Genomic DNA, 17813 nt, shown 5'->3' with positions numbered 1-17813 from the left:
AAAACCAGAACAACCAAAGCAAGAGAACATTCAAAATCCAAGTGCACAATTAAACGAAGCCATTTCTAAAACATCAGATAAGATGTTACAAGATGGAATTGAAAGTGACTGGGTAGCTGTAGCGCTTTCTCGTTCTGGAAAGAATGTGCCAATTGAGGCAAAATTAAATTATGTTAAGTCAGTAACTGAAAAAGTAGAAAAGCGCATTAATCGTTTTTCAGCGACAGATTTAGCTAGAACAATTATTATGATGAATGCAATGAGTGCAGACCCTAAAAATGTAGGTGGACATAATTTAGTTCAAAAATTGTATGAGTCAGATAAAGTGAATTCGGTTACAGGTTATGCATTTGCTTTACTTGCATTTGATACGAAAAAGTATGAGATTCCAGTTGAATCAAAATGGAACAGAGTTGCTCTAGTGGAAGCACTGTTAAATAATCAGCATACAGACGGTGGATGGACTTATAATAGTTCAGGTAGTAAAGATAGTGCTAGTAGCGTTGATGTAACAGGTATGGTTTTATCAGCATTAGCTCCTTATCAAGAGCGATCAGATGTGAAACCAGCTATACAAAAAGCTGTTGCGTATTTATATAACGAACAGCTGCAAAATGGCGGTTTTTCAGCTGATGGACAAGAAAATTCAAATAGTACTGCGCAAGCAATTATTGGATTATCGCTTGTTAAAGATGTAGATCAAAATCGTCTTCATAAGGCAATGCAAAACCTATTATCATATCAACTTTCAAATGGTGAATTTAAATGGTTACCAAGTGATCAAAATGGTAACGGAATGGCTACAGAACAGGCTCTTTTAGCATTACTTCAATTTAAGGAAATGGGAAAATCTATTTATGATTGGTCTAATGTAGACGCTGGTAATGTAATTAAGCCAAAACCGATTGAAGAGCCAGAAAAGGTCGTTGAACCAGAAAATAATGTAGTAGAAAAAGAAGTTATTGAAGAACCGAAAGAACAAAAACAAGTACAACAAGAAACAAAAGATGAAAATCTAAAAGTAGTTGTAGATAACGAACCGGTTAAGAATAAAAAAATCGGAAACGATAACAGTCTACCAAAAACAGGAGCATCTTCTCATAGCGCAGCAACAGAAGTAGGTATGGGTGTATTATGTATTGCTTCTGCATATGTATTATGGAGACGTAAAGCAGCTTAACAAAAAATTAGGAGCAATTATTTGCTCCTAATTTTCGTATGAAAGGTGAGAGATAGGATGAGTAAGGTGAAATGGTTCATTTCTTTACTGCTTTCGCTCGGGCTACTTGCCGGATGTGAAGAGGCAGCTGTAAAGCCTGAAAAGAAGGTAGAACCGAAGCAAGAAGAGGTAGCGAAACAAGAAGAACAAAAAGATGAAGCGAAGCCAGAAGAAAAAGCAGAAGAAAAGCAAGCTGAATCAGAGCAAAAGCAGCAAGAAGAACAGAAAGAGAAACAAGAACAAAAAGTAGAAGAGAAGCCGAAAGAGGAAAAGCCGCAGGCACAACCAGAGGTAAAGAAAGAAGAGAAACAACAGGAACAACCGAAAGAGCAACCTGCTGTAAATAAGCAACCAGAGCAGCAACAAGTACAAGAAGAGAAACAACAACCGAAAGCACCAGAAGTAAAAGAAGAAGCAAAGGTTGTGAATCAGCCGAAAGAAACACCGAAGCAGGAGCAAAAAGTTGATCCGAATAAAGCGGAGAAAAAGATACCGACTCCGACCGTTCCAAATTCTGAACAACGAAAATCAGATCCGGTTCCACCGCCTAAACCGCAAGCAAAACAAGTAACAATCTCGGTAAAAGGAAATAACGGATATATAATGGGTGCGAAAAAGATGGATGTACAAGATGGCGATACTGTGTATAAAGTATTACAACGTACAGGATTAGATGTTGATGCAAGCGGATCTAGAGATAGTATTTATGTAAAAGGTATTAATGATTTATATGAAAAAGATATTGCGGATACTAGTGGATGGAAATATCGTGTGAACGGTGCTTTTCCAAACCATAGTGCTGGTGTAGTTACGGTAAAACCAGGAGATACAATTGAGTGGGTATACGTATTACAATAAGAAAGGCATTCGGTAAAGGGCTATGAAAATAAGTTTTTCTTCTTTACATCCTTTTGTGAATTTTTTCTATTATATCGGGGTGATGATACTATGTACGATGTGTCTTCATCCTCTTTTTTTAATTGGAGCAATAGTATTAATTATTATGTTAAATGTGATGCAAGGAAATAGCGAAAAGATAAGAAAGATGCTACCGAGCACAATGGTTTTCTTTTTTATGGTAATTTTATTTAATTCGTTATTAACGCATAGAGGTCGAACTACGTTATTTTGGTTAGGTGATAGCCGCATTAAGCTTGAGGCGATTATGTTTGGAATAGTAATGGGGTTATTACTAGTTGCAGTTATGTTTACGTTTGCCTCATACAATGATATTATTTCCAGTCATAAATTTTTATATTTGTTTTCAAGAATTTCACCGAAAGTTGCATTGTTAACGATGATTACAGTGAGATTTGTTCCTTTGTTTATAAGACGATTAAAGAAAATCACACTCGTCCAAAAAACGAAAGGTGTGCAGGTAGATTCAGGTTCGATAATTGAACGCGTCAAAAATGGTATGCAATTGCTGCAAGTATTATTAATTTGTTCATTAGAAGATGCACTGCAAACGGCAGATTCTATGCAAGCTCGTGGATTTGGTGTAACGAAGCGTACGACGTATATTCGCTATAGAATGGAAAGGCGCGATTGGTATACGCTCAATTATTTAATCATTTTATTTATAGCTGCTATTGTATGTAGTAATTATGGCGGAGGGAAATTGATTATTTATCCGAAAGTCGAATCTATTTTATTCCAGCAATACGATGGAATGATGTTTGTATTATTTACACTGTTTATTAGTTTACCAATTATGATAGAAGGAAGGGAATGGATATGGTGGCGCATGCAGAAATAAACAATTTATCATTTGTATATGCTGATGAAAATAAAAAAGCGTTACAGCATATTTCTCTTTCTGTTCAAAAAGGTGAGTTTATTGCACTTGCTGGAGGATCGGGATCTGGGAAGACGACGTTATTAAAACATTTTAAAAAGGAGTTACTTCCAATTGGTACGCGTTCTGGAGAGATATTTTATGAGGGTGTTTTAATAGAGGAAGTAGCTGATTTGTTATCTGCCCAAGAAATTGGGATGGTATTTCAAAACCCAGAAAACCAGATTGTTATGGATACAGTGATTCAAGAATTAGCATTTTCTTTAGAAAATATCGGATTACCATCACATATTATTCAAAAAAGAATAGCAGAGCTTATTAGCTTTTTAGGATTTCAAGATTTATTGCATCAATCTGTTCACACGTTATCTGGTGGGCAGAAGCAGCTTGTCAATTTAGCTGCGGTATTAGTTATGCAGCCGAAATTGCTATTATTAGATGAACCGACAGCGCAGTTAGATCCAATCGCTGCAAAAGAGTTTTTAGGATTATTAAAACGGATTAATGAAGAACTTGGAATTACGATTATTTTAAGTGAACATCGTTTAGATGAAGTTATCCCGCTTGCAACACGCGTTGTTTGTATGGATAATGGCCGTATTATGTATGATGGTAGTCCTAAAATTGTTATTACGGATATGTGGGGAGTAGAAACATTCCGTCCATTTATTCCGCAAATTCCAAGGCTATTTTTAGAGTGGAATGTGAGAGATATTCCGTTTACAGTGCGAGAGGCGCAAATGAAAATGAATGATTTTGCAGCGATATCATATGTAAATGACCCAATAGCACAAAGTGAAAAGCAAGAGGTAATTTTAAGCGCAGAGCATATTTCGTTCCAATATGAAAAAAATAGTCCGCTTATTTTACGTGATTTATCAGTTTCGATTGAAAAAGGAAAATGGGTAGCGCTCGTTGGGAAGAACGGTACAGGTAAGTCTACACTGTTAACGATTTTAGCAGGATTACAAAAAGCGAGAAGAGGAAAAGTAAAGTGGAACGGAAAAGTGGTACATAAAATCGATTCGAAAGAACGGTTTAAAAGTATTGGGTATGTATCGCAGCATCCGTATTACCATTTTACATTTGATACAGTATGGGACGAGGTTTATGAACGTGCGCGTGAATTATATGGAGAACAAGGAAAAGAAATAGCAGAAGATACGCTAAAACAGTTTTGGTTGTACTCGCTTAAAGAACGCCATCCGCACGATTGTAGCGGAGGAGAGCAACAATTACTTGCGTTATGTACGACGTTGTTATCAAAGCCGACTTTATTATTACTGGATGAACCGACAAAGGGATTAGATCCATGGAAGAAAGAAAGAGTAGGAGAGCTATTTAGGAAGCTACAAAAAGAAGGTACGACAATTGTAATGGCAACGCATGATATTGAGTTTGCAGCGAAATACGTGGATCAATGTATGATGTTATTTGATGGAACAGTCATTATGAATGATGCACCGAAAGAATTTTTTAGCGGCAACTTCTTTTATACAACATCTATTAATCGATTCATTCGAAAAGACTTGCCATATGCATTAACGTGGGAGGATGTGTACGAAGCTTGTCCAAACGATATGTTGCATTCATAATATGTATCTTTGCAGTAATAATCGGCACATTGCTTTTTACGACACTTGTTATGGATGGTTATTATATGTTAAGTAGTTTGTTTATATTAGCGGTTATTATGTTACCTTTCTATATCCGTTTTGAAAGAAAGGCGTTTGTTTCACGTGAAATTGTTCTCGTTGCTGTATTAGCGGCAATTGCAGCAGTAAGCCGGGTGCCATTTTCTATTTTACCAAGTGTACAACCAACTTCTTTTGTCATTATCGTTTCTGCAATTGTATTTGGAAGTGAAACTGGTTTTATGATTGGTGCTACAGCAGCAATCGTATCTAATATTTTTTTGGGACAAGGTCCATGGACACCGTGGCAAATGTTTTCGTGGGGCATGATTGGTTTTATAGCAGGTTTACTTCGTAATACATTTTTTATGAAAAAGCTATGGGGGAGACTTCTTTACGGAGTAATTGTTGGTTTTTTATTTGGCTGGATTATGAATTTCTGGGGCCTTCTCGGTTTTATACGAGAAGCAACATGGGAAACTGTCATTTCGTATTATATCGCAAGTTTTTACTTTGATTTGAGCCATGCGATTTCGAATGTTATTTTCTTATTACTATTTAGTACTTCATGGATTACAATTCTTACAAGATTTAAAAAGAAATACGGTATATTAGATGAGCATAACGTGACATAGAAAAGCATACTCATATAAGGTAGGGTCGCGACTTACATATTCGTTTGCCTCTTTCATGCTTCTTACATAATGTAAGGAGCATTTTTTTGTCAAAAAATCGATTCAATATGCATCCGCTATTATATAAAATTATTTGTATAATTGTAGGTGAGAACTTTTTTCAAAAGGGAGGTGTATAGTTAATGAAGTTAGTTATTCCGAAGCAACATGGTGCATGGGCCATGCTTGTTATTCCTTTTTTATTAAGTGTCATACTTGGGAAACCTACTATTTATCATATTCCATTGTTTTTAGCGTGGTTCTTTATCTATTTAGCTACGTACCCATTTCTTACGTACATAAAGCAAAGACGAAAAAAAGAGTTTTTACAAGTTGCCATTATTTATTTTCTTATTGCGTTCCTATTTGGGATGATTTCTTTATTATATGAGTGGCGAATTCTTTTATTCGTAATAGTAATGATTCCATTATTTATAGTGAATATGTATTACGCTCGTCAAAAAAATGAAAGAGCACTATTAAATGATATTTGTGCGATTATTGTGTTTTGTATCGGTGGGTTAATTAGTTATTACTTTTCAATGAAGCAAATCGATCATACAGCATTATTCATTGCGCTTATTTCATTTTTATACTTTTTAGGTAGTACGTTCTATGTGAAAACGATGATTCGTGAAAAAAATAACCCGAAGTATCGTCTTATATCTTGGGGATATCATATCGTATTAACGATAATCATATTTGTGATTAATCCGTGGTGTTCTCTTATTTTTATACCAAGTGTCATTCGAGCAATTGTGTTGTATGGCAAAAAAATTTCTATTATAAAAGTAGGAATTTTAGAAATTGCTAATTCTGTATATTTTTTAATCATACCGGCAATAATTATGAAGTATGCCATTTGAAAAAACTTCCCATCAATTGATGGGAAGTTTTTAATCTTTTTCTAAAATGTGAACGGTGTACTCGCAACGTTGAATAGCTTGTTCAACAGCATAAAGTGATTGTTCAATACGAGCGCGATTAAAATCTTTTTCAACTGTTTCGAGCGCTTCTTCTAAACAATTTTTAGCTTCTTGTAATGATTGAAAAGAATCTTGTACATATCCGCGAGCATTTTGATGCATTTCATAATCCTCCTTGCATGTTCGTATATGGGTAGTATGAACAGTAAGGAAGAAAATATAATTTGTTATATTTATTATATTTGTTTGACAATTGAAGTGGAATTACGTATAGTAAGAATTAAGTGAATATTTTCTTATCCAGAGAGGTGGAGGGACTGGCCCGATGAAACCCAGCAACCGCGATGCAGGTGCTAATTCCAGCAGAACATATTTGTTCTGGGAGATAAGACGAAGATATATACGTAACTTCTTCTTATCGGAGAGGTTTTTTTATTGCAAAAAAACCGATTACGAAAATTTATATTAAGAAGAAAGGGGTTGCGCATTACTGTGACACTCGAAAAATACGTAAAACTGCGTAGTACAGTTTATGAATATATGATAGAGCAAGATAAGCCGATATCATTGTTAGATATTCAAGAACATATCGTTTCGCATCATGAAGGAAAATTCACGAAAAAGATGTTGCATCAATTTTATTTATCAAGATTATTAGACGAACTAAAACTGGATGGGAAAATTACATTAGCTGATGAATATCTCTATGCTGAAAAAGGGGTATTGTATAAGGCGAGAAAAGGGAGCTAAGCTCTCTTTTTTTCTTAAAATAACGGAGTATGTAGAGTAAAAGACTGCTAAAGCAGCCTGATACAGGGAATGGTGTTGAGTGTGTAGTGTCAAAAATTGAATGTGCCTGAAAGAGGCAATTCATATCGGCTGCAAATGAAAAGAGACACCTTCGCCGAATAGGTGTCAGTCGTTTTGTCACGTAGACTTGCTACTTAACAGTAATTAGAATAACATGCAGGATTTTTGAAGTCAAAAGGGAATTAAAGGAAGGGGTACAATTATGTACGCTTACTTATTAAAAGATATAACGAAATGGATCCCAAAGTACATTGTAGATAAGGGATATGAATATTATGAAGATGGGCATGTAGAAGATGTTGAAATACAAGATAAAAAAGTGTTTGCTTTCGTTACTGGAAATGCAGGGAATTATGAAGTAGTTATCGATCTCGAAGATTTTTCAGAAAGTAACTGTGAGTGTCCCTATGAAAATTATTGTAAACATATGGTGGCAGTTGTTTATGATATTCAAGGTGCTGGTGAGAGTGCAGTTAAAGAGAAACTGAAAGATTTAGAAAAAGAAGAGTTACTTATATTATTAAATCGATTGTTGCAAAGTTCGAAAAACGTACAAATTGTAGAGAAGTTATTAAAGAAGGAGAAACTTTAACGTATAGAGGGAGTTGTTTTGTAGTGAACGTACTAATTATATATGCTCATCCTAACCCTTCAAGTTTTAACGCGGCGATTTTCAATCATGTGCAAAAAGGACTACAGGAAACAAATCATTCAGTTACCGTACTTGATTTATACAAAGAACAATTTGATCCAGTCCTCGTATTTAATGAAGAGAAGAAAAGACGCGATTTAGTAAATGAAGAGGAAACAGCTCGGTATAGAACGTTAGTAGAAGAAGCAGATACACTTCTATTCATCTATCCAATATGGTGGTGGGGGATGCCAGCAATTTTAAAAGGATTTATCGATCGTATTTTCGTAGCTGGATTTGCTTATAAATATGAAGGGGCTCTGCCGAAAGGATTATTGCAAGGGAAAAAAGCATGGGTTATTAATACGTTAGACTCGCCTCTATGGTACGTCGCATTGTTATATCGATCAGCAGATTGGATTATGATGAAGAGAGGTATTTTACGTTTTTGTGGCATTCGCGATATAAAACGGTCAGTGTTTCAATCTGTGAAAACGAGTAAAGTATCAAAGCGTGAGAAATGGTTATTACAAATAGAAGAAAAGGCTCGTGCATTATGAATGAAGTCGATCGTATTATAAACTGTGTTCAGTATGATGGCGAACTTTTTCGGAAGTATGTTACGTGTTTACTTCAATTGAAAAAATGCAGCGAAACATTTCAGCAAATTCAAATAGAGTTAAGAAATGATTATTTAATAAGAGGAATTTGTGAAAGAGAAGTTGATCAGGTAGTAAGGGGAAGTAAAGAATATGAAACATATTTTCTTTCTAAAGCGTTACAGTGGAATTTTTTGAGGGAACATCCACACCTGATCGGAAAAATTTGCGAAGATTTTTTTGCATTTGAGTCATTACATCTTAAGGAATCAGAGTGGGAGAAGATTATAAATTGCGTGGGAAATAAGTGATTTATTATGTAAAAAAGCTAGTATAAAACTAGCTTTTTGTTTAAATAAATAAGAAACATAGACTAATGATAAAACCCGCATATAGTAAGTTCACAACACAAAATCCCATAATGTCACGAGCACCTAAACCAGCTATCGCTAATGCTGGTAATGCCCAGAAAGGTTGAATTAAATTCGTCCAAGCATCGCCCCATGCAATTGCCATTGCTGTTTTTGCAGCAGGTACACCAAGTTCAGCGCCAGCTGGAATCATAATTGGTGCTTGCACAGCCCATTGACCGCCGCCAGATGGAACGAAAATGTTAACAATGCCAGCACTTAAAAATGTAAAGAGCGGAAAAGTCGTTTCATTTGAAATGCTAATAAAGAAATTAGAAATAGCTCCTCCAAGTGAAAGTCCTTCACTATTTGCTCCAATCATCATGCCCATAATTCCTGCGTAAAACGGAAATTGAAGTAAAATGCCAGAAGCACTTTTCGTAGAGTCTGAAAAAGCACGAATATACTGAATCGGAGTACGGTGGAAAATAAGACCTGCAATTAATAACATAAAAATCACGATATCGAGAGTAAGGTTAAAACCTTTCGTATAAAAGTAATTGAAAATATAAATGAGACCTAACAATCCAACGCAAAGTGTAATAATAATGCTATTTTCCATCTTTTCAGCGAACGTATTTTTTTCTACTTCTTGAGCAGCAGCTTCTTCATGGAAAACGCTAGGATCTACTGTAATCGTATGTTTTTCATCTGGATGCATCGCTTTATTAATGAGAGGCATCGTAATGAGAAAAATAATAACTGGAACGAGAGCGTATGGTGAGAATAACGTTTCTGTTATTGGAATCGCCTCTTTAATACTTCCAGCAGTCGTTTTAATTAACGTTTCACCGCCTGTTGCTAACGTAAGAGGAATAGAGGCAGAAAGACCGGCATGCCAAATGAGAAATCCAGAGTAAGAAGAGGCGATTGCTAGTCTATAATCTAATCCGTCCAGCTGCCTTGCCACTTCTTTTGCGTATAAAACAGATACAACAATTCCAAAGCCCCAGTTTATGTATGCACCGAGTAAACTTACAATTGAAATGGCAATAATGCCTTGTCCAGTTGTTTTTGGTAGTCTGGCAGCTTTCGTTAATCCTTTTTTAATAAGAGGAGCATTTGCTAAAGCAGATCCAGTCACGAGTACAAGTGCCATTTGCATAGAAAAGGCGAGGAGTCCCCAAATTCCATTACCCCAGTGATTAATCATTTCTACAGGTGTTTGGTGAGTCGCAAACATACCAAAGAAGATAACGAAAACAGTTAGTAAACATGATAAAATAAACGGTTCTGGTAAGAAGCGTTGCACTAAGGCGACGCAACCATTTGTAAAGGAACGAAACAAAATAGATCAACCTCCTTATGTATATGTATTACAATTATTCGAGGTTGTTTGGGAGATAACCTTTAAATATATAGAAAATTCTGAAATTTACAATTATTGTCCTTATATATAAAAATGTTATTTCAGTTGCATCGAAGTATAATGCAACCACCGGTTTCAAACATTTGCTACTCTTAGGTTACATCATTCTACTTCTCTATTCTTATGAATTTTTATAATCTATAGTAAAAATAAAATTATAGGAGTTGAAAATCATGGAATTTTATAAAAAGCTAAAAGAAGAACGTTTAAAGCATAACTTATCACAAGAAGAACTAGCTCTTAAATTAAACATAAGCAGACAATCAATTTCTAAATGGGAGCTTGAAAAAGGCTATCCGAATATTGAAACACTTATTACATTAAGTGATTTATTCAATATTAGCATTGACGAATTAATTAAAGGAGATGATTTCTTGAAAGATAAAATCATCAAAGAAGGGAAAAGGGGGGAATTAAAAATGACAGATCAATTCAAATGGTTATATGTAATGAGTTCGATTTTGGTAGTATTTTGGCTTTTTGTACTTCCTTGGTCCAATCCATCAGGTCTAATATTAAGTATAATTAATCTCATAGCTGTTACTTATTTTGTAATTGTCGTTAACTATATCAAAAATAATAAGAAAAATTTTTTTAATTAAACTTTAAAATTAAAGCCGACAGCCAGTCAGAGTATGAATATTATCCAATTGCTGTCGGCTTTAGTTAATTCAGATTTAATTTAAATTTTGGATACTCGAATTGTTGAAGTAATGGTAGTATCTCCATGCCTATCAAGTTAAAATCTTATACCAACCCCAGAACGGAATTTTTGTACAATTTTTTTGTTGTTTAGCAATCAGTCCAGATTGTTGAATAAAATGTGTTGAAATCAAATAAATAAGCCATTTAGGAGGTGGAATTGCTAATGAAACAACAAGAGCAAGTTATCTTTCGTGAGGTTCAGCGGCCACAACAAATTTGGATATGGATACTCATATTAGGGATCGCCATACTGATGTGGTATGGATTTATTCAACAAATTATCTTTGATATTCCGTTTGGAGATAAACCAGCTCCTAATGGTGCATTAATTGTCTTGTGGTTAGTTTTTGGGATTGCTTCTCCTATATTAATGCTTGGGGTATTGAAGCTAATTATTGAGGTTCGTGGAAAAGGTCTTTATGTTCGTTTTGTACCTTTTCATTTTCAATATAGGGGGTATCTCCTCAAAGATATACGTAACTATGAAAGTATTACTTACAGTCCGTTAAAAAGATTTGGAGGATGGGGAATTCGTTTTAATTTTAAGGGTGAAAAAGTCTATAACATGAATGGAAAGAAAGGCATAGAGTTAAAGTTGATATATAATTCAGTTGTAATAGGTACTCAAAAACCGGACGAACTAAAAAAAGCATTGGACTCGGCAAAACAGCATAATGAAAATTAAACTGTAGCAAATGAGCGCTTTAATGGAGGAGAGGTCACAAAAATAATCAAACTCTTTTATGATGGAAACATTCATTACGTGATTAGTAAATTCAAACACAATAGCCAATGTGTTACTAACGATTATTTGGATTTTATTGACACTCTTCGTAACTTTTTATTGGATTGCTAATAAAAAGTTTAATTATGAATAATTATGATGAGGATAGTAGATTTACGAATGCTTTTAAACCTGGAATAATATAATGGATTCAAATAAAACACCGAAATAAGAAAAAGCTTCCACTACTGTGGAAGCTTTTCTAAATAATGTGCAATATCAATATACATATTTGAATAAACCGAATGTATTTCATTACTTGGCGTTGCGTTAGAAGAGAAATGAACGATTACCATATTTGCTTTCGGATCGATGTAAAGTGTTTGTCCGTAACTACCTAACACTTCAAAAGCACCTTGTTCATTGTGCGGAATCCACCATTGATTATGATAAGAAATGGAAGCTCCAGGGCCAATTGCAAGTTCACCTTCTTGGACATTTTTTATATCTTCAGTAATAGAAGAAGGGAGAATGTGTTTTCCGTTATATTCCCCATTGTTTAATAGTAATTGTCCGAATCTCGCCATATCTCTAGCAGTTGCATTTAATCCAGCACTAGCTTGTTCTACTTTTGTTTCATCTGTAACGTAATACGCGTTTTCTTCCATACCAATTTGAGACCAAATTCGTTCGCTTACATTTTCAGCTAGTGATTTACCAGTAATAGTTCTAATAATCCAAGCGAGCGTTTCTGTTGATCCGTTATTGTAAGAAAAGGAAGAACCAGGCGGTGCAGTTTCTTCGGCTTCCCGTAACATATCATAAATTTTCATCGGACCGTCGTAATTTTTGCCGCGGGGTAAAATATTGCTAGCTAAATATAATTGTGCATCTTGATTTTCTAGCCCAGGTTGCTCATATCCATGAGTAGGATATTCAGCTGAAACTTGCATGTCCATTAATTGCTGAAGTGTGGCATTACCGAACGGTGTGTTTTTTAATTCTTTTATGTAAGTGTCAGCTGTTTTTTCTAAGTCAATACGTTTTTCTTCAGCGAGAGATTGTATAATTGCCCCGGTAAAGACTTTTGCTAATGATGCCATACCATGAGGTTCATTCTGTTTATACCCATTGAAATATCGTTCATAAACAAGTTGTCCATTATGTACAACGACAAAAGCATCTGTTTTGTTATCGTCTAAAAGTTTTTTTAGAGGAGTTGTATTTCCGAATCTACGCTCTACAGCAAAATCATCTAAGTTTTGCAATGCGGAAGGGAAGTGAGCAATTTGGTCAGGGTTGTTTTTTACGTTATTAACTAAAGTGAATTCTTTCATATGGGTATACGACCAACGTAAGTAAGGGTCATTTAACCAGTTTTCTTTTGTCACATTATGTTTTGTTGGGGTCGTTTTATTTTGTTTGAAGTAAGTAAACCCAAGCCCTGTAATTACAAATATGAATGTTAGTATAAGTAAGAGTAGGGGAGATTTTTTTAGTTTCATATATGGCCCTCCTTTTTATTTCTACTATAAGTATACGCTCGTCTTGAAAGAAATACAAAATAAGGAAAGTAAACGGGGAAGTTTACTTTCCTTATTAACGTTAAGCGGAAATTTTTCCGTCTGTAGGTTGTTTCTTGAATTTTTGTTTTCGTCCGTGTAATCCATAATATAAAAGTAAAGTGAACGCAACGATAATAGCTGCGATAAAATACATATTATGATAACTGGATTTCGCTGCGACAATACCTAAAATGAAAGAACCAAAACCAATACCACTATCAAAGAATGAGAAATACGTAGCTGTCGCAGAACCACGTCTATGGTTTGGAGCGGCAGAAATCGCAATCGTTTGGAAACTCGGAATTAATGTTCCGTAACCTAAACCGATTAGCATACCTGCGCCAAGGAACCAAAATGAAGTTTGTGCTTGGCTTAATATGAACATTCCGATTGTGAAAATAATGATAGCAGGGTAAACAAGTACATTTTCACCGAAGCGATCAAAAATCTTTCCTGTAAATGGACGAGAAATGACAACAACAAGTGCGTATAAAATAAAGAAGTAACTTGCAATTTCACTTAAACCGAGTTCTTTTGCATAAATAGGAATAAAGGATAAAATACCACTATAAGAAAAGGCTAAAACAAATCCTGTAAGTGCAATCGGAATAGAAGATGGTTCGATTAAGTCTTTCCATTTCATTTTTTCACGTTTTTGTTTGCTAACAGGTGCTTCGTGCGGAATATCTACAAGTAGTCCTAATAAAAATGCAAGTAATGAAAATACGGAACAAACGATAAATAATACTGTAAACGAAAAATGAGAAATAATTGTTAAACCTAAAAAAGGACCAATTACCATCGGCAGACTCATAAATACGCCGAAATATGCAAGCGCTTCGCCTCGTCGATGAGCTGGCGCAACATCAGTTACAATCGTACCAGTAGCTGTCGTTGCCATCCCGAACCCAATACCGTGCAAGAAGCGAAGGGCAAGTAATAAGAATAAACTTTGCGCACCGAAATACATAACAGTAGCGGCTAAAAATAATGAAAGTGAAATAAATAATATTTTCTTTCTTCCTAAATCATCGAGCCATTTTCCTGTGAATGGTCTACATAAAACAGAAGAAATAAGAAACACAGTTGCAACTAAACCAATTTCCTCAGGTTTTCCTTTTAGGCCGTCTATGACATAGACAGGCAGAGTAGTCATAAGCATGTAAAATGTTAAGAAAAGAAATAGACTACTAAAACAAGTTCCGAGGAAATCCTTCGTCCAAAGTTTCTCACTTTGCATCGTCATCCCTCCAATTTAATCTAAATTTTTAATAATTTGTTGTAACACTTGAAATGCTTGATGTAAATCATCTTCATTAATACCTTCTAGCGTTTTTTCTTCGAAAGTATCAACTTCTTCTTGCCATACTGGAATCATCTTTATCGCTGTTTCGGATAAAGAAATGAGCTTCTCGCGGCGATCTTTACCTTCTGTACGAATAATCCATCCCATCGTTTCCATACGTGTTAACGTACGAGTCATCGTTGGTGATTCAACATTTAAATACTGGCACAATTCTGTTTGCGTACAAGAACCAGTTTGATTAATGCGGAAAATAACAGCCCATTGCGCACTAAATAACCCTGTTGGAGATACACGTTCATTAAATTTCTTCGTAAACTTTCGAGAAGTCTGGCTGACGATGTGAAAAAAATGTTGTTTTTCGTCCATGTATTTTGATCCTTTCAAATTAGTTACCTAGCTAACTATATACTTTTTTATAATAATTGTCTAGTAATAGACATGTTGATTTATGTAAAAAATTCTTATAGGTTTTATGTTGCGAACGTATATTCTACGTGCTATTCTTTAATTAAGTAAAGAATTTTCTTTCTATTAAATAGAATGGGGGAACTTGTGATGATTAAGCCTGCAACAATGGAGTTTGTTTCACTATCGAACGGAGAAACGATTGCATATCAGGAAGTTGGAAGGCGAAATACAGATATTCTTGTACTCATTCACGGGAACATGACATCGTCACAACATTGGGATTTAGTCATTGAAAAGTTGCAAAATCAATACCATATTTACGCTCTTGATTTAAGAGGGTTTGGACAATCAACGTATAATCAGTCGATAGATTCATTACAAGACTTTGCAGACGATGTAAAATTATTTATCGACGAGTTAAAGCTAGAGAAATTCTCCTTAATGGGCTGGTCAATGGGCGGTGGCGTTGCGATGCAATTTACAGCGAATCACCCAACTTTTGTAGAAAAGTTAATTTTAGTAGAATCAGTAGGAATGAAAGGTTACCCAATCTTTAAAAAAGATACGAATGGGCAGCCAATTGTATCAAGTTTAGTAAAGACGAAAGAAGAAATTGCGCAAGATCCAGTACAAATTGCTCCAGTATTAGACGCGATAAAAAATATGAACAAACTATATTACCGTACAGTATGGAATTTATTAATATATACACATAATCAACCTGAACCGGACCGTTATGAAAAGTATTTAGATGATATGTTAACGCAACGTAATTTCGTAGATGTGAATTATGCGCTCATTACATTTAATATTTCAGATGAACATAATGGGGTTGTAGAGGGAAGTAAACAAATTCATCGTATTAAAGCGCCAACACTCGTCATACAAGGAGATAGAGATTATGTCGTTCCGCAAGTAGTCGGTGAGGAATTAGCGAAACATTTGCCAAATGCAGAGTTGAAGGTATTAGAAGATTGCGGACACTCGCCGTTTATTGATTGTTTAGATGTATTTATAAAACATGTAGAGAATTGGTTAGAACAGAAATAATCCCCGAAATGAGCAGTATTGCATATACTATAACATTTGTATGTTAAAGGGGAGATTATCAATGCATCAACCATTTTTCATCGCTTATTCGCCATATAATCATTACGCATATACAAAAATGATGATAAAACCGCTGTATATGCAAGTTTCGCCAGCTGTAGTTCCTTTACAAATGCAATATCCGCAGCCACCAATCGCTAACGCACAGCAATACTTATATGAAACTGCTTTTTATAAACATCCATACTTTAAGCAATTTCATAACAATGTGAAAGCACAAGTTTGGGAAGGATAAGGTAACAAGCTAAAAGATTCATTCTTTTAGCTTGTTTTTTATTGCGAATATTCGTACACGCATTTGCAGAAACGGTTTATAATGAAAAGTGGAAGCGTGAGAAGGAGAGGGAAAGGGATGTCAATGCGTTTTACTTTTTGGATTATGGTTGGGATTGTAGCAATCTCGGGTTTATCACAAGGAATGCTCTTACCGGCCATTGCAATGATTTTTGAACAAGAAGGGGTTAGTTCAAGTATTAATGGTATTCATGCGACGGCATTGTACATTGGGATATTAGTTATTTCGCCGTTTCTTGAAAAACCGATGCAAAGGTTTGGAATGAAGCCGATTATTGTTATAGGTGGGTTTCTCGTTATTATTTCATTATTCTTTTTTACACAAACATTTTCATTTTGGGTATGGTTTATCCTTAGATTTCTAGTTGGAGTTGGAGATCATATGCTTCATGTCGGAACACAAACATGGATCACGACAACATCAGACCCAAGTAAAATAGGGAGACAAGTATCGATATACGGTGTATTCTTCGGAATTGGTTTTGCTGTTGGTCCGTATTTAGCAAGCACTGTGCAGTACGGTCTTGCGACACCATTTATTATATCTACTATACTTTGTTTAATAGGTTGGCTTTTACTACTTCCAACAAAAAATGCATTCCCAGCGCAAGATGAAAGAGAAGTGAAGAGTGAATCATCATTTTCTCGTTATAAACAAGTTGTTGGATTAGGATGGATTGCACTGCTGGGACCACTTGCATATGGCGTACTTGAAGCAATGTTAAACAGTAACTTACCAGTATACGCACTTCGTAAAGGGTGGTCTGTTTCAGATGTATCCTTCTTATTACCAGCATTTGCAGTTGGGGGTATTATTACACAAATTCCGCTCGGTATATTGAGTGATAAATACGGAAGGGACCGTATATTAACGTGGACGTTTAGCATAAGTACGGGCATTTTTCTACTTGCCGCCGTATTTGATCAATATTACTGGATCGTCTTTGCCTGCATGCTTTTAGCGGGTATGGTTATTGGATCGTGCTTCTCTTTAGGGCTTGGATTTATGACTGATTTATTACCGAGACATTTACTACCGGCAGGTAATATATTATCCGGAATCGCTTTTAGTTTAGGAAGTATTATGGGACCTGTATTAGGCGGCGTATTTATAGAAAAAATACAGTATACAAGCTTTTTTATTGCGGTTATGATTATAATGGGAATTCTCGCAATGTTATATATGGTCTACATGAAAAATCAATTTGCATCAAGAAAAATAGAAAGTAGGTTAGGGCATGACAAAACAACCTAATAAAAAGAAATTTGAAGTACTTGAAAATGAAACAATTACAGACTGCTTAGCACGTATGGAACAAGAAGGCTACGCTCCGTCTCGTCGTATGGAAGAGCCAATCTTTCATGAAGTAAAAAAAGACGGTAAAACAGTAGTTGAACCGTGCGGTAGGAAGATTGTTTTTGAAGGGAAATTGAAGTAATCCAATAACAAATTCTCTTTATAGTATAGAGCCATCCAATAGTTGGGTGGCTTGTTTTTTTATTAATCAATGCAGGAATTGAATAGAATGAATCTCTCGTTCATTTCTCCTAATGGGCTTCTTTATATGGGACAAAAGATTGCTACTTTTTTCGTATATTGGTAAAATAAGTTCTTGGGTCTTACTTATTGT

At 35.2% G+C, this 17813-nt stretch carries 21 protein-coding genes and 1 riboswitch; of the genes, 16 read left to right on the top strand and 5 right to left on the bottom strand.

Annotated elements, in window-relative coordinates; all coding sequences use genetic code 11:
- The 6 genes from MR107_RS21265 to MR107_RS21240 all read left to right on the top strand — a co-directional run.
- A partial coding sequence (locus tag MR107_RS21265; RefSeq protein ID WP_242292675.1) for a prenyltransferase/squalene oxidase repeat-containing protein occupies positions 1 to 1180 on the top strand: 1180 nt, incomplete at its 5' end.
- 57 nt (positions 1181 to 1237) lie between these two features.
- Entirely contained in the window at positions 1238 to 2077 is an 840-nt protein-coding gene (locus MR107_RS21260; RefSeq protein ID WP_242292674.1) for a DUF4430 domain-containing protein, read from the top strand.
- 22 nt (positions 2078 to 2099) lie between these two features.
- On the top strand, positions 2100 to 2978 hold the full coding sequence (locus MR107_RS21255; RefSeq protein ID WP_242292673.1) for an energy-coupling factor transporter transmembrane component T: 879 nt from the start codon (positions 2100 to 2102) through the stop codon (positions 2976 to 2978).
- Entirely contained in the window at positions 2951 to 4612 is a 1662-nt protein-coding gene (locus MR107_RS21250) for an ABC transporter ATP-binding protein (protein ID WP_242245208.1), read from the top strand. The genes MR107_RS21255 and MR107_RS21250 overlap by 28 nt, the downstream gene beginning before the upstream one ends.
- The gene (locus MR107_RS21245) at positions 4585 to 5286 is read left to right on the top strand and encodes an ECF transporter S component (RefSeq protein ID WP_000044901.1); all 702 of its coding nucleotides are present in this window, start codon (positions 4585 to 4587) and stop codon (positions 5284 to 5286) included. Before MR107_RS21250 ends, MR107_RS21245 begins: the two co-directional genes overlap by 28 nt.
- Before the next feature lie 182 nt (positions 5287 to 5468).
- The gene (locus tag MR107_RS21240) at positions 5469 to 6191 is read left to right on the top strand and encodes a YwiC-like family protein (RefSeq protein ID WP_242245207.1); all 723 of its coding nucleotides are present in this window, start codon (positions 5469 to 5471) and stop codon (positions 6189 to 6191) included.
- 30 nt (positions 6192 to 6221) lie between these two features.
- On the opposite strand, the gene MR107_RS21235 is transcribed toward MR107_RS21240, so the two are convergent.
- The gene (locus tag MR107_RS21235) at positions 6222 to 6413 is read right to left on the bottom strand and encodes a hypothetical protein (RefSeq protein WP_000554032.1); all 192 of its coding nucleotides are present in this window, start codon (positions 6411 to 6413) and stop codon (positions 6222 to 6224) included.
- Positions 6414 to 6544: 131 nt separating this feature from the next.
- Positions 6545 to 6643: riboswitch (SAM riboswitch) on the top strand.
- 100 nt (positions 6644 to 6743) lie between these two features.
- Between MR107_RS21235 and MR107_RS21230 the strand changes: the two genes are divergently transcribed.
- The 4 genes from MR107_RS21230 (at position 6744) to MR107_RS21215 (ending at position 8602) form a co-directional block, all read left to right on the top strand.
- On the top strand, positions 6744 to 7001 hold the full coding sequence (locus MR107_RS21230) for a hypothetical protein (protein WP_000171476.1): 258 nt from the start codon (positions 6744 to 6746) through the stop codon (positions 6999 to 7001).
- Positions 7002 to 7263: 262 nt separating this feature from the next.
- Positions 7264 to 7653 carry an SWIM zinc finger family protein gene (locus tag MR107_RS21225; protein WP_025966664.1) on the top strand — a complete coding sequence of 130 codons (390 nt, stop codon included), beginning with the start codon at positions 7264 to 7266 and terminating at the stop codon, positions 7651 to 7653.
- Positions 7654 to 7676: 23 nt separating this feature from the next.
- On the top strand, positions 7677 to 8252 hold the full coding sequence (locus MR107_RS21220; RefSeq protein WP_001101572.1) for an NAD(P)H-dependent oxidoreductase: 576 nt from the start codon (positions 7677 to 7679) through the stop codon (positions 8250 to 8252).
- Positions 8249 to 8602, top strand: coding sequence for a group-specific protein (locus MR107_RS21215; protein ID WP_242292672.1), 354 nt, complete (start codon positions 8249 to 8251; stop codon positions 8600 to 8602). Before MR107_RS21220 ends, MR107_RS21215 begins: the two co-directional genes overlap by 4 nt.
- Before the next feature lie 40 nt (positions 8603 to 8642).
- On the opposite strand, the gene MR107_RS21210 is transcribed toward MR107_RS21215, so the two are convergent.
- The gene (locus MR107_RS21210; RefSeq protein WP_000490030.1) at positions 8643 to 9989 is read right to left on the bottom strand and encodes a short-chain fatty acid transporter; all 1347 of its coding nucleotides are present in this window, start codon (positions 9987 to 9989) and stop codon (positions 8643 to 8645) included.
- 254 nt (positions 9990 to 10243) lie between these two features.
- Here MR107_RS21210 and MR107_RS21205 point away from each other — a divergent pair, with 254 nt between their 5' ends.
- A complete protein-coding gene (locus tag MR107_RS21205) occupies positions 10244 to 10672 on the top strand; it encodes a helix-turn-helix domain-containing protein (RefSeq protein WP_053512606.1) in 429 nt (142 codons plus the stop codon).
- A 266-nt stretch (positions 10673 to 10938) separates the two neighbouring features.
- A complete protein-coding gene (locus MR107_RS21200) occupies positions 10939 to 11460 on the top strand; it encodes a DUF6141 family protein (RefSeq protein WP_242245206.1) in 522 nt (173 codons plus the stop codon).
- Between the two features lie 284 nt (positions 11461 to 11744).
- On the opposite strand, the gene MR107_RS21195 is transcribed toward MR107_RS21200, so the two are convergent.
- The 3 genes from MR107_RS21195 to MR107_RS21185 all read right to left on the bottom strand — a co-directional run bounded on the left by MR107_RS21195 (position 11745) and on the right by MR107_RS21185 (position 14736).
- Positions 11745 to 13004, bottom strand: coding sequence for a serine hydrolase domain-containing protein (locus MR107_RS21195; protein WP_071739595.1), 1260 nt, complete (start codon positions 13002 to 13004; stop codon positions 11745 to 11747).
- A 100-nt stretch (positions 13005 to 13104) separates the two neighbouring features.
- Positions 13105 to 14304, bottom strand: coding sequence for an MFS transporter (locus tag MR107_RS21190; RefSeq protein WP_001190318.1), 1200 nt, complete (start codon positions 14302 to 14304; stop codon positions 13105 to 13107).
- Positions 14305 to 14319: 15 nt separating this feature from the next.
- A complete protein-coding gene (locus MR107_RS21185; RefSeq protein WP_000343680.1) occupies positions 14320 to 14736 on the bottom strand; it encodes a MarR family winged helix-turn-helix transcriptional regulator in 417 nt (138 codons plus the stop codon).
- Between the two features lie 189 nt (positions 14737 to 14925).
- Here MR107_RS21185 and phaZ point away from each other — a divergent pair, with 189 nt between their 5' ends.
- The 4 genes from phaZ to MR107_RS21165 all read left to right on the top strand — a co-directional run bounded on the left by phaZ (position 14926) and on the right by MR107_RS21165 (position 17621).
- Positions 14926 to 15828 carry an intracellular short-chain-length polyhydroxyalkanoate depolymerase gene (gene phaZ / locus MR107_RS21180; RefSeq protein WP_048657056.1) on the top strand — a complete coding sequence of 301 codons (903 nt, stop codon included), beginning with the start codon at positions 14926 to 14928 and terminating at the stop codon, positions 15826 to 15828.
- A gap of 61 nt (positions 15829 to 15889) precedes the next feature.
- Positions 15890 to 16123 (top strand): hypothetical protein, encoded by a 234-nt coding sequence (locus MR107_RS21175; protein ID WP_000554159.1) that lies wholly within the window; start codon positions 15890 to 15892, stop codon positions 16121 to 16123.
- Between the two features lie 117 nt (positions 16124 to 16240).
- The gene (locus MR107_RS21170) at positions 16241 to 17437 is read left to right on the top strand and encodes an MFS transporter (RefSeq protein WP_000062798.1); all 1197 of its coding nucleotides are present in this window, start codon (positions 16241 to 16243) and stop codon (positions 17435 to 17437) included.
- Positions 17421 to 17621: an NETI motif-containing protein gene (locus MR107_RS21165; RefSeq protein WP_000166303.1), complete on the top strand. Its 201-nt coding sequence runs from the start codon at positions 17421 to 17423 to the stop codon at positions 17619 to 17621. The genes MR107_RS21170 and MR107_RS21165 overlap by 17 nt, the downstream gene beginning before the upstream one ends.
- Positions 17622 to 17813: the final 192 nt, after the last annotated feature.

Source organism: Bacillus cereus group sp. BfR-BA-01441, from assembly GCF_022663075.1.
Classification (GTDB): Bacteria; Bacillota; Bacilli; order Bacillales; family Bacillaceae_G; genus Bacillus_A; species Bacillus_A cereus.
Note: the sequence above shows the minus strand (reverse complement) of the source record. Positions and strands in the feature narration are given on the sequence as shown.

Excerpts from the sequence above, each read along its gene's own strand:
- MR107_RS21225 (WP_025966664.1), top strand. The coding sequence starts at position 7,264 with ATGTACGCTTACTTATTAAAAGATATAACGAAATGGATCCCAAAGTAC.
- MR107_RS21235 (WP_000554032.1), bottom strand. The coding sequence starts at position 6,413 with ATGCATCAAAATGCTCGCGGATATGTACAAGATTCTTTTCAATCATTA.
- MR107_RS21255 (WP_242292673.1), top strand. The coding sequence starts at position 2,100 with ATGAAAATAAGTTTTTCTTCTTTACATCCTTTTGTGAATTTTTTCTAT.
- phaZ (WP_048657056.1), top strand. The coding sequence starts at position 14,926 with ATGATTAAGCCTGCAACAATGGAGTTTGTTTCACTATCGAACGGAGAA.
- MR107_RS21195 (WP_071739595.1), bottom strand. The coding sequence starts at position 13,004 with ATGAAACTAAAAAAATCTCCCCTACTCTTACTTATACTAACATTCATA.
- MR107_RS21205 (WP_053512606.1), top strand. The coding sequence starts at position 10,244 with ATGGAATTTTATAAAAAGCTAAAAGAAGAACGTTTAAAGCATAACTTA.
- MR107_RS21240 (WP_242245207.1), top strand. The coding sequence starts at position 5,469 with ATGAAGTTAGTTATTCCGAAGCAACATGGTGCATGGGCCATGCTTGTT.
- MR107_RS21200 (WP_242245206.1), top strand. The coding sequence starts at position 10,939 with ATGAAACAACAAGAGCAAGTTATCTTTCGTGAGGTTCAGCGGCCACAA.
- MR107_RS21185 (WP_000343680.1), bottom strand. The coding sequence starts at position 14,736 with ATGGACGAAAAACAACATTTTTTTCACATCGTCAGCCAGACTTCTCGA.
- MR107_RS21165 (WP_000166303.1), top strand. The coding sequence starts at position 17,421 with ATGACAAAACAACCTAATAAAAAGAAATTTGAAGTACTTGAAAATGAA.
- MR107_RS21170 (WP_000062798.1), top strand. The coding sequence starts at position 16,241 with ATGTCAATGCGTTTTACTTTTTGGATTATGGTTGGGATTGTAGCAATC.
- MR107_RS21190 (WP_001190318.1), bottom strand. The coding sequence starts at position 14,304 with ATGCAAAGTGAGAAACTTTGGACGAAGGATTTCCTCGGAACTTGTTTT.
- MR107_RS21175 (WP_000554159.1), top strand. The coding sequence starts at position 15,890 with ATGCATCAACCATTTTTCATCGCTTATTCGCCATATAATCATTACGCA.
- MR107_RS21215 (WP_242292672.1), top strand. The coding sequence starts at position 8,249 with ATGAATGAAGTCGATCGTATTATAAACTGTGTTCAGTATGATGGCGAA.
- MR107_RS21250 (WP_242245208.1), top strand. The coding sequence starts at position 2,951 with ATGGATATGGTGGCGCATGCAGAAATAAACAATTTATCATTTGTATAT.
- MR107_RS21260 (WP_242292674.1), top strand. The coding sequence starts at position 1,238 with ATGAGTAAGGTGAAATGGTTCATTTCTTTACTGCTTTCGCTCGGGCTA.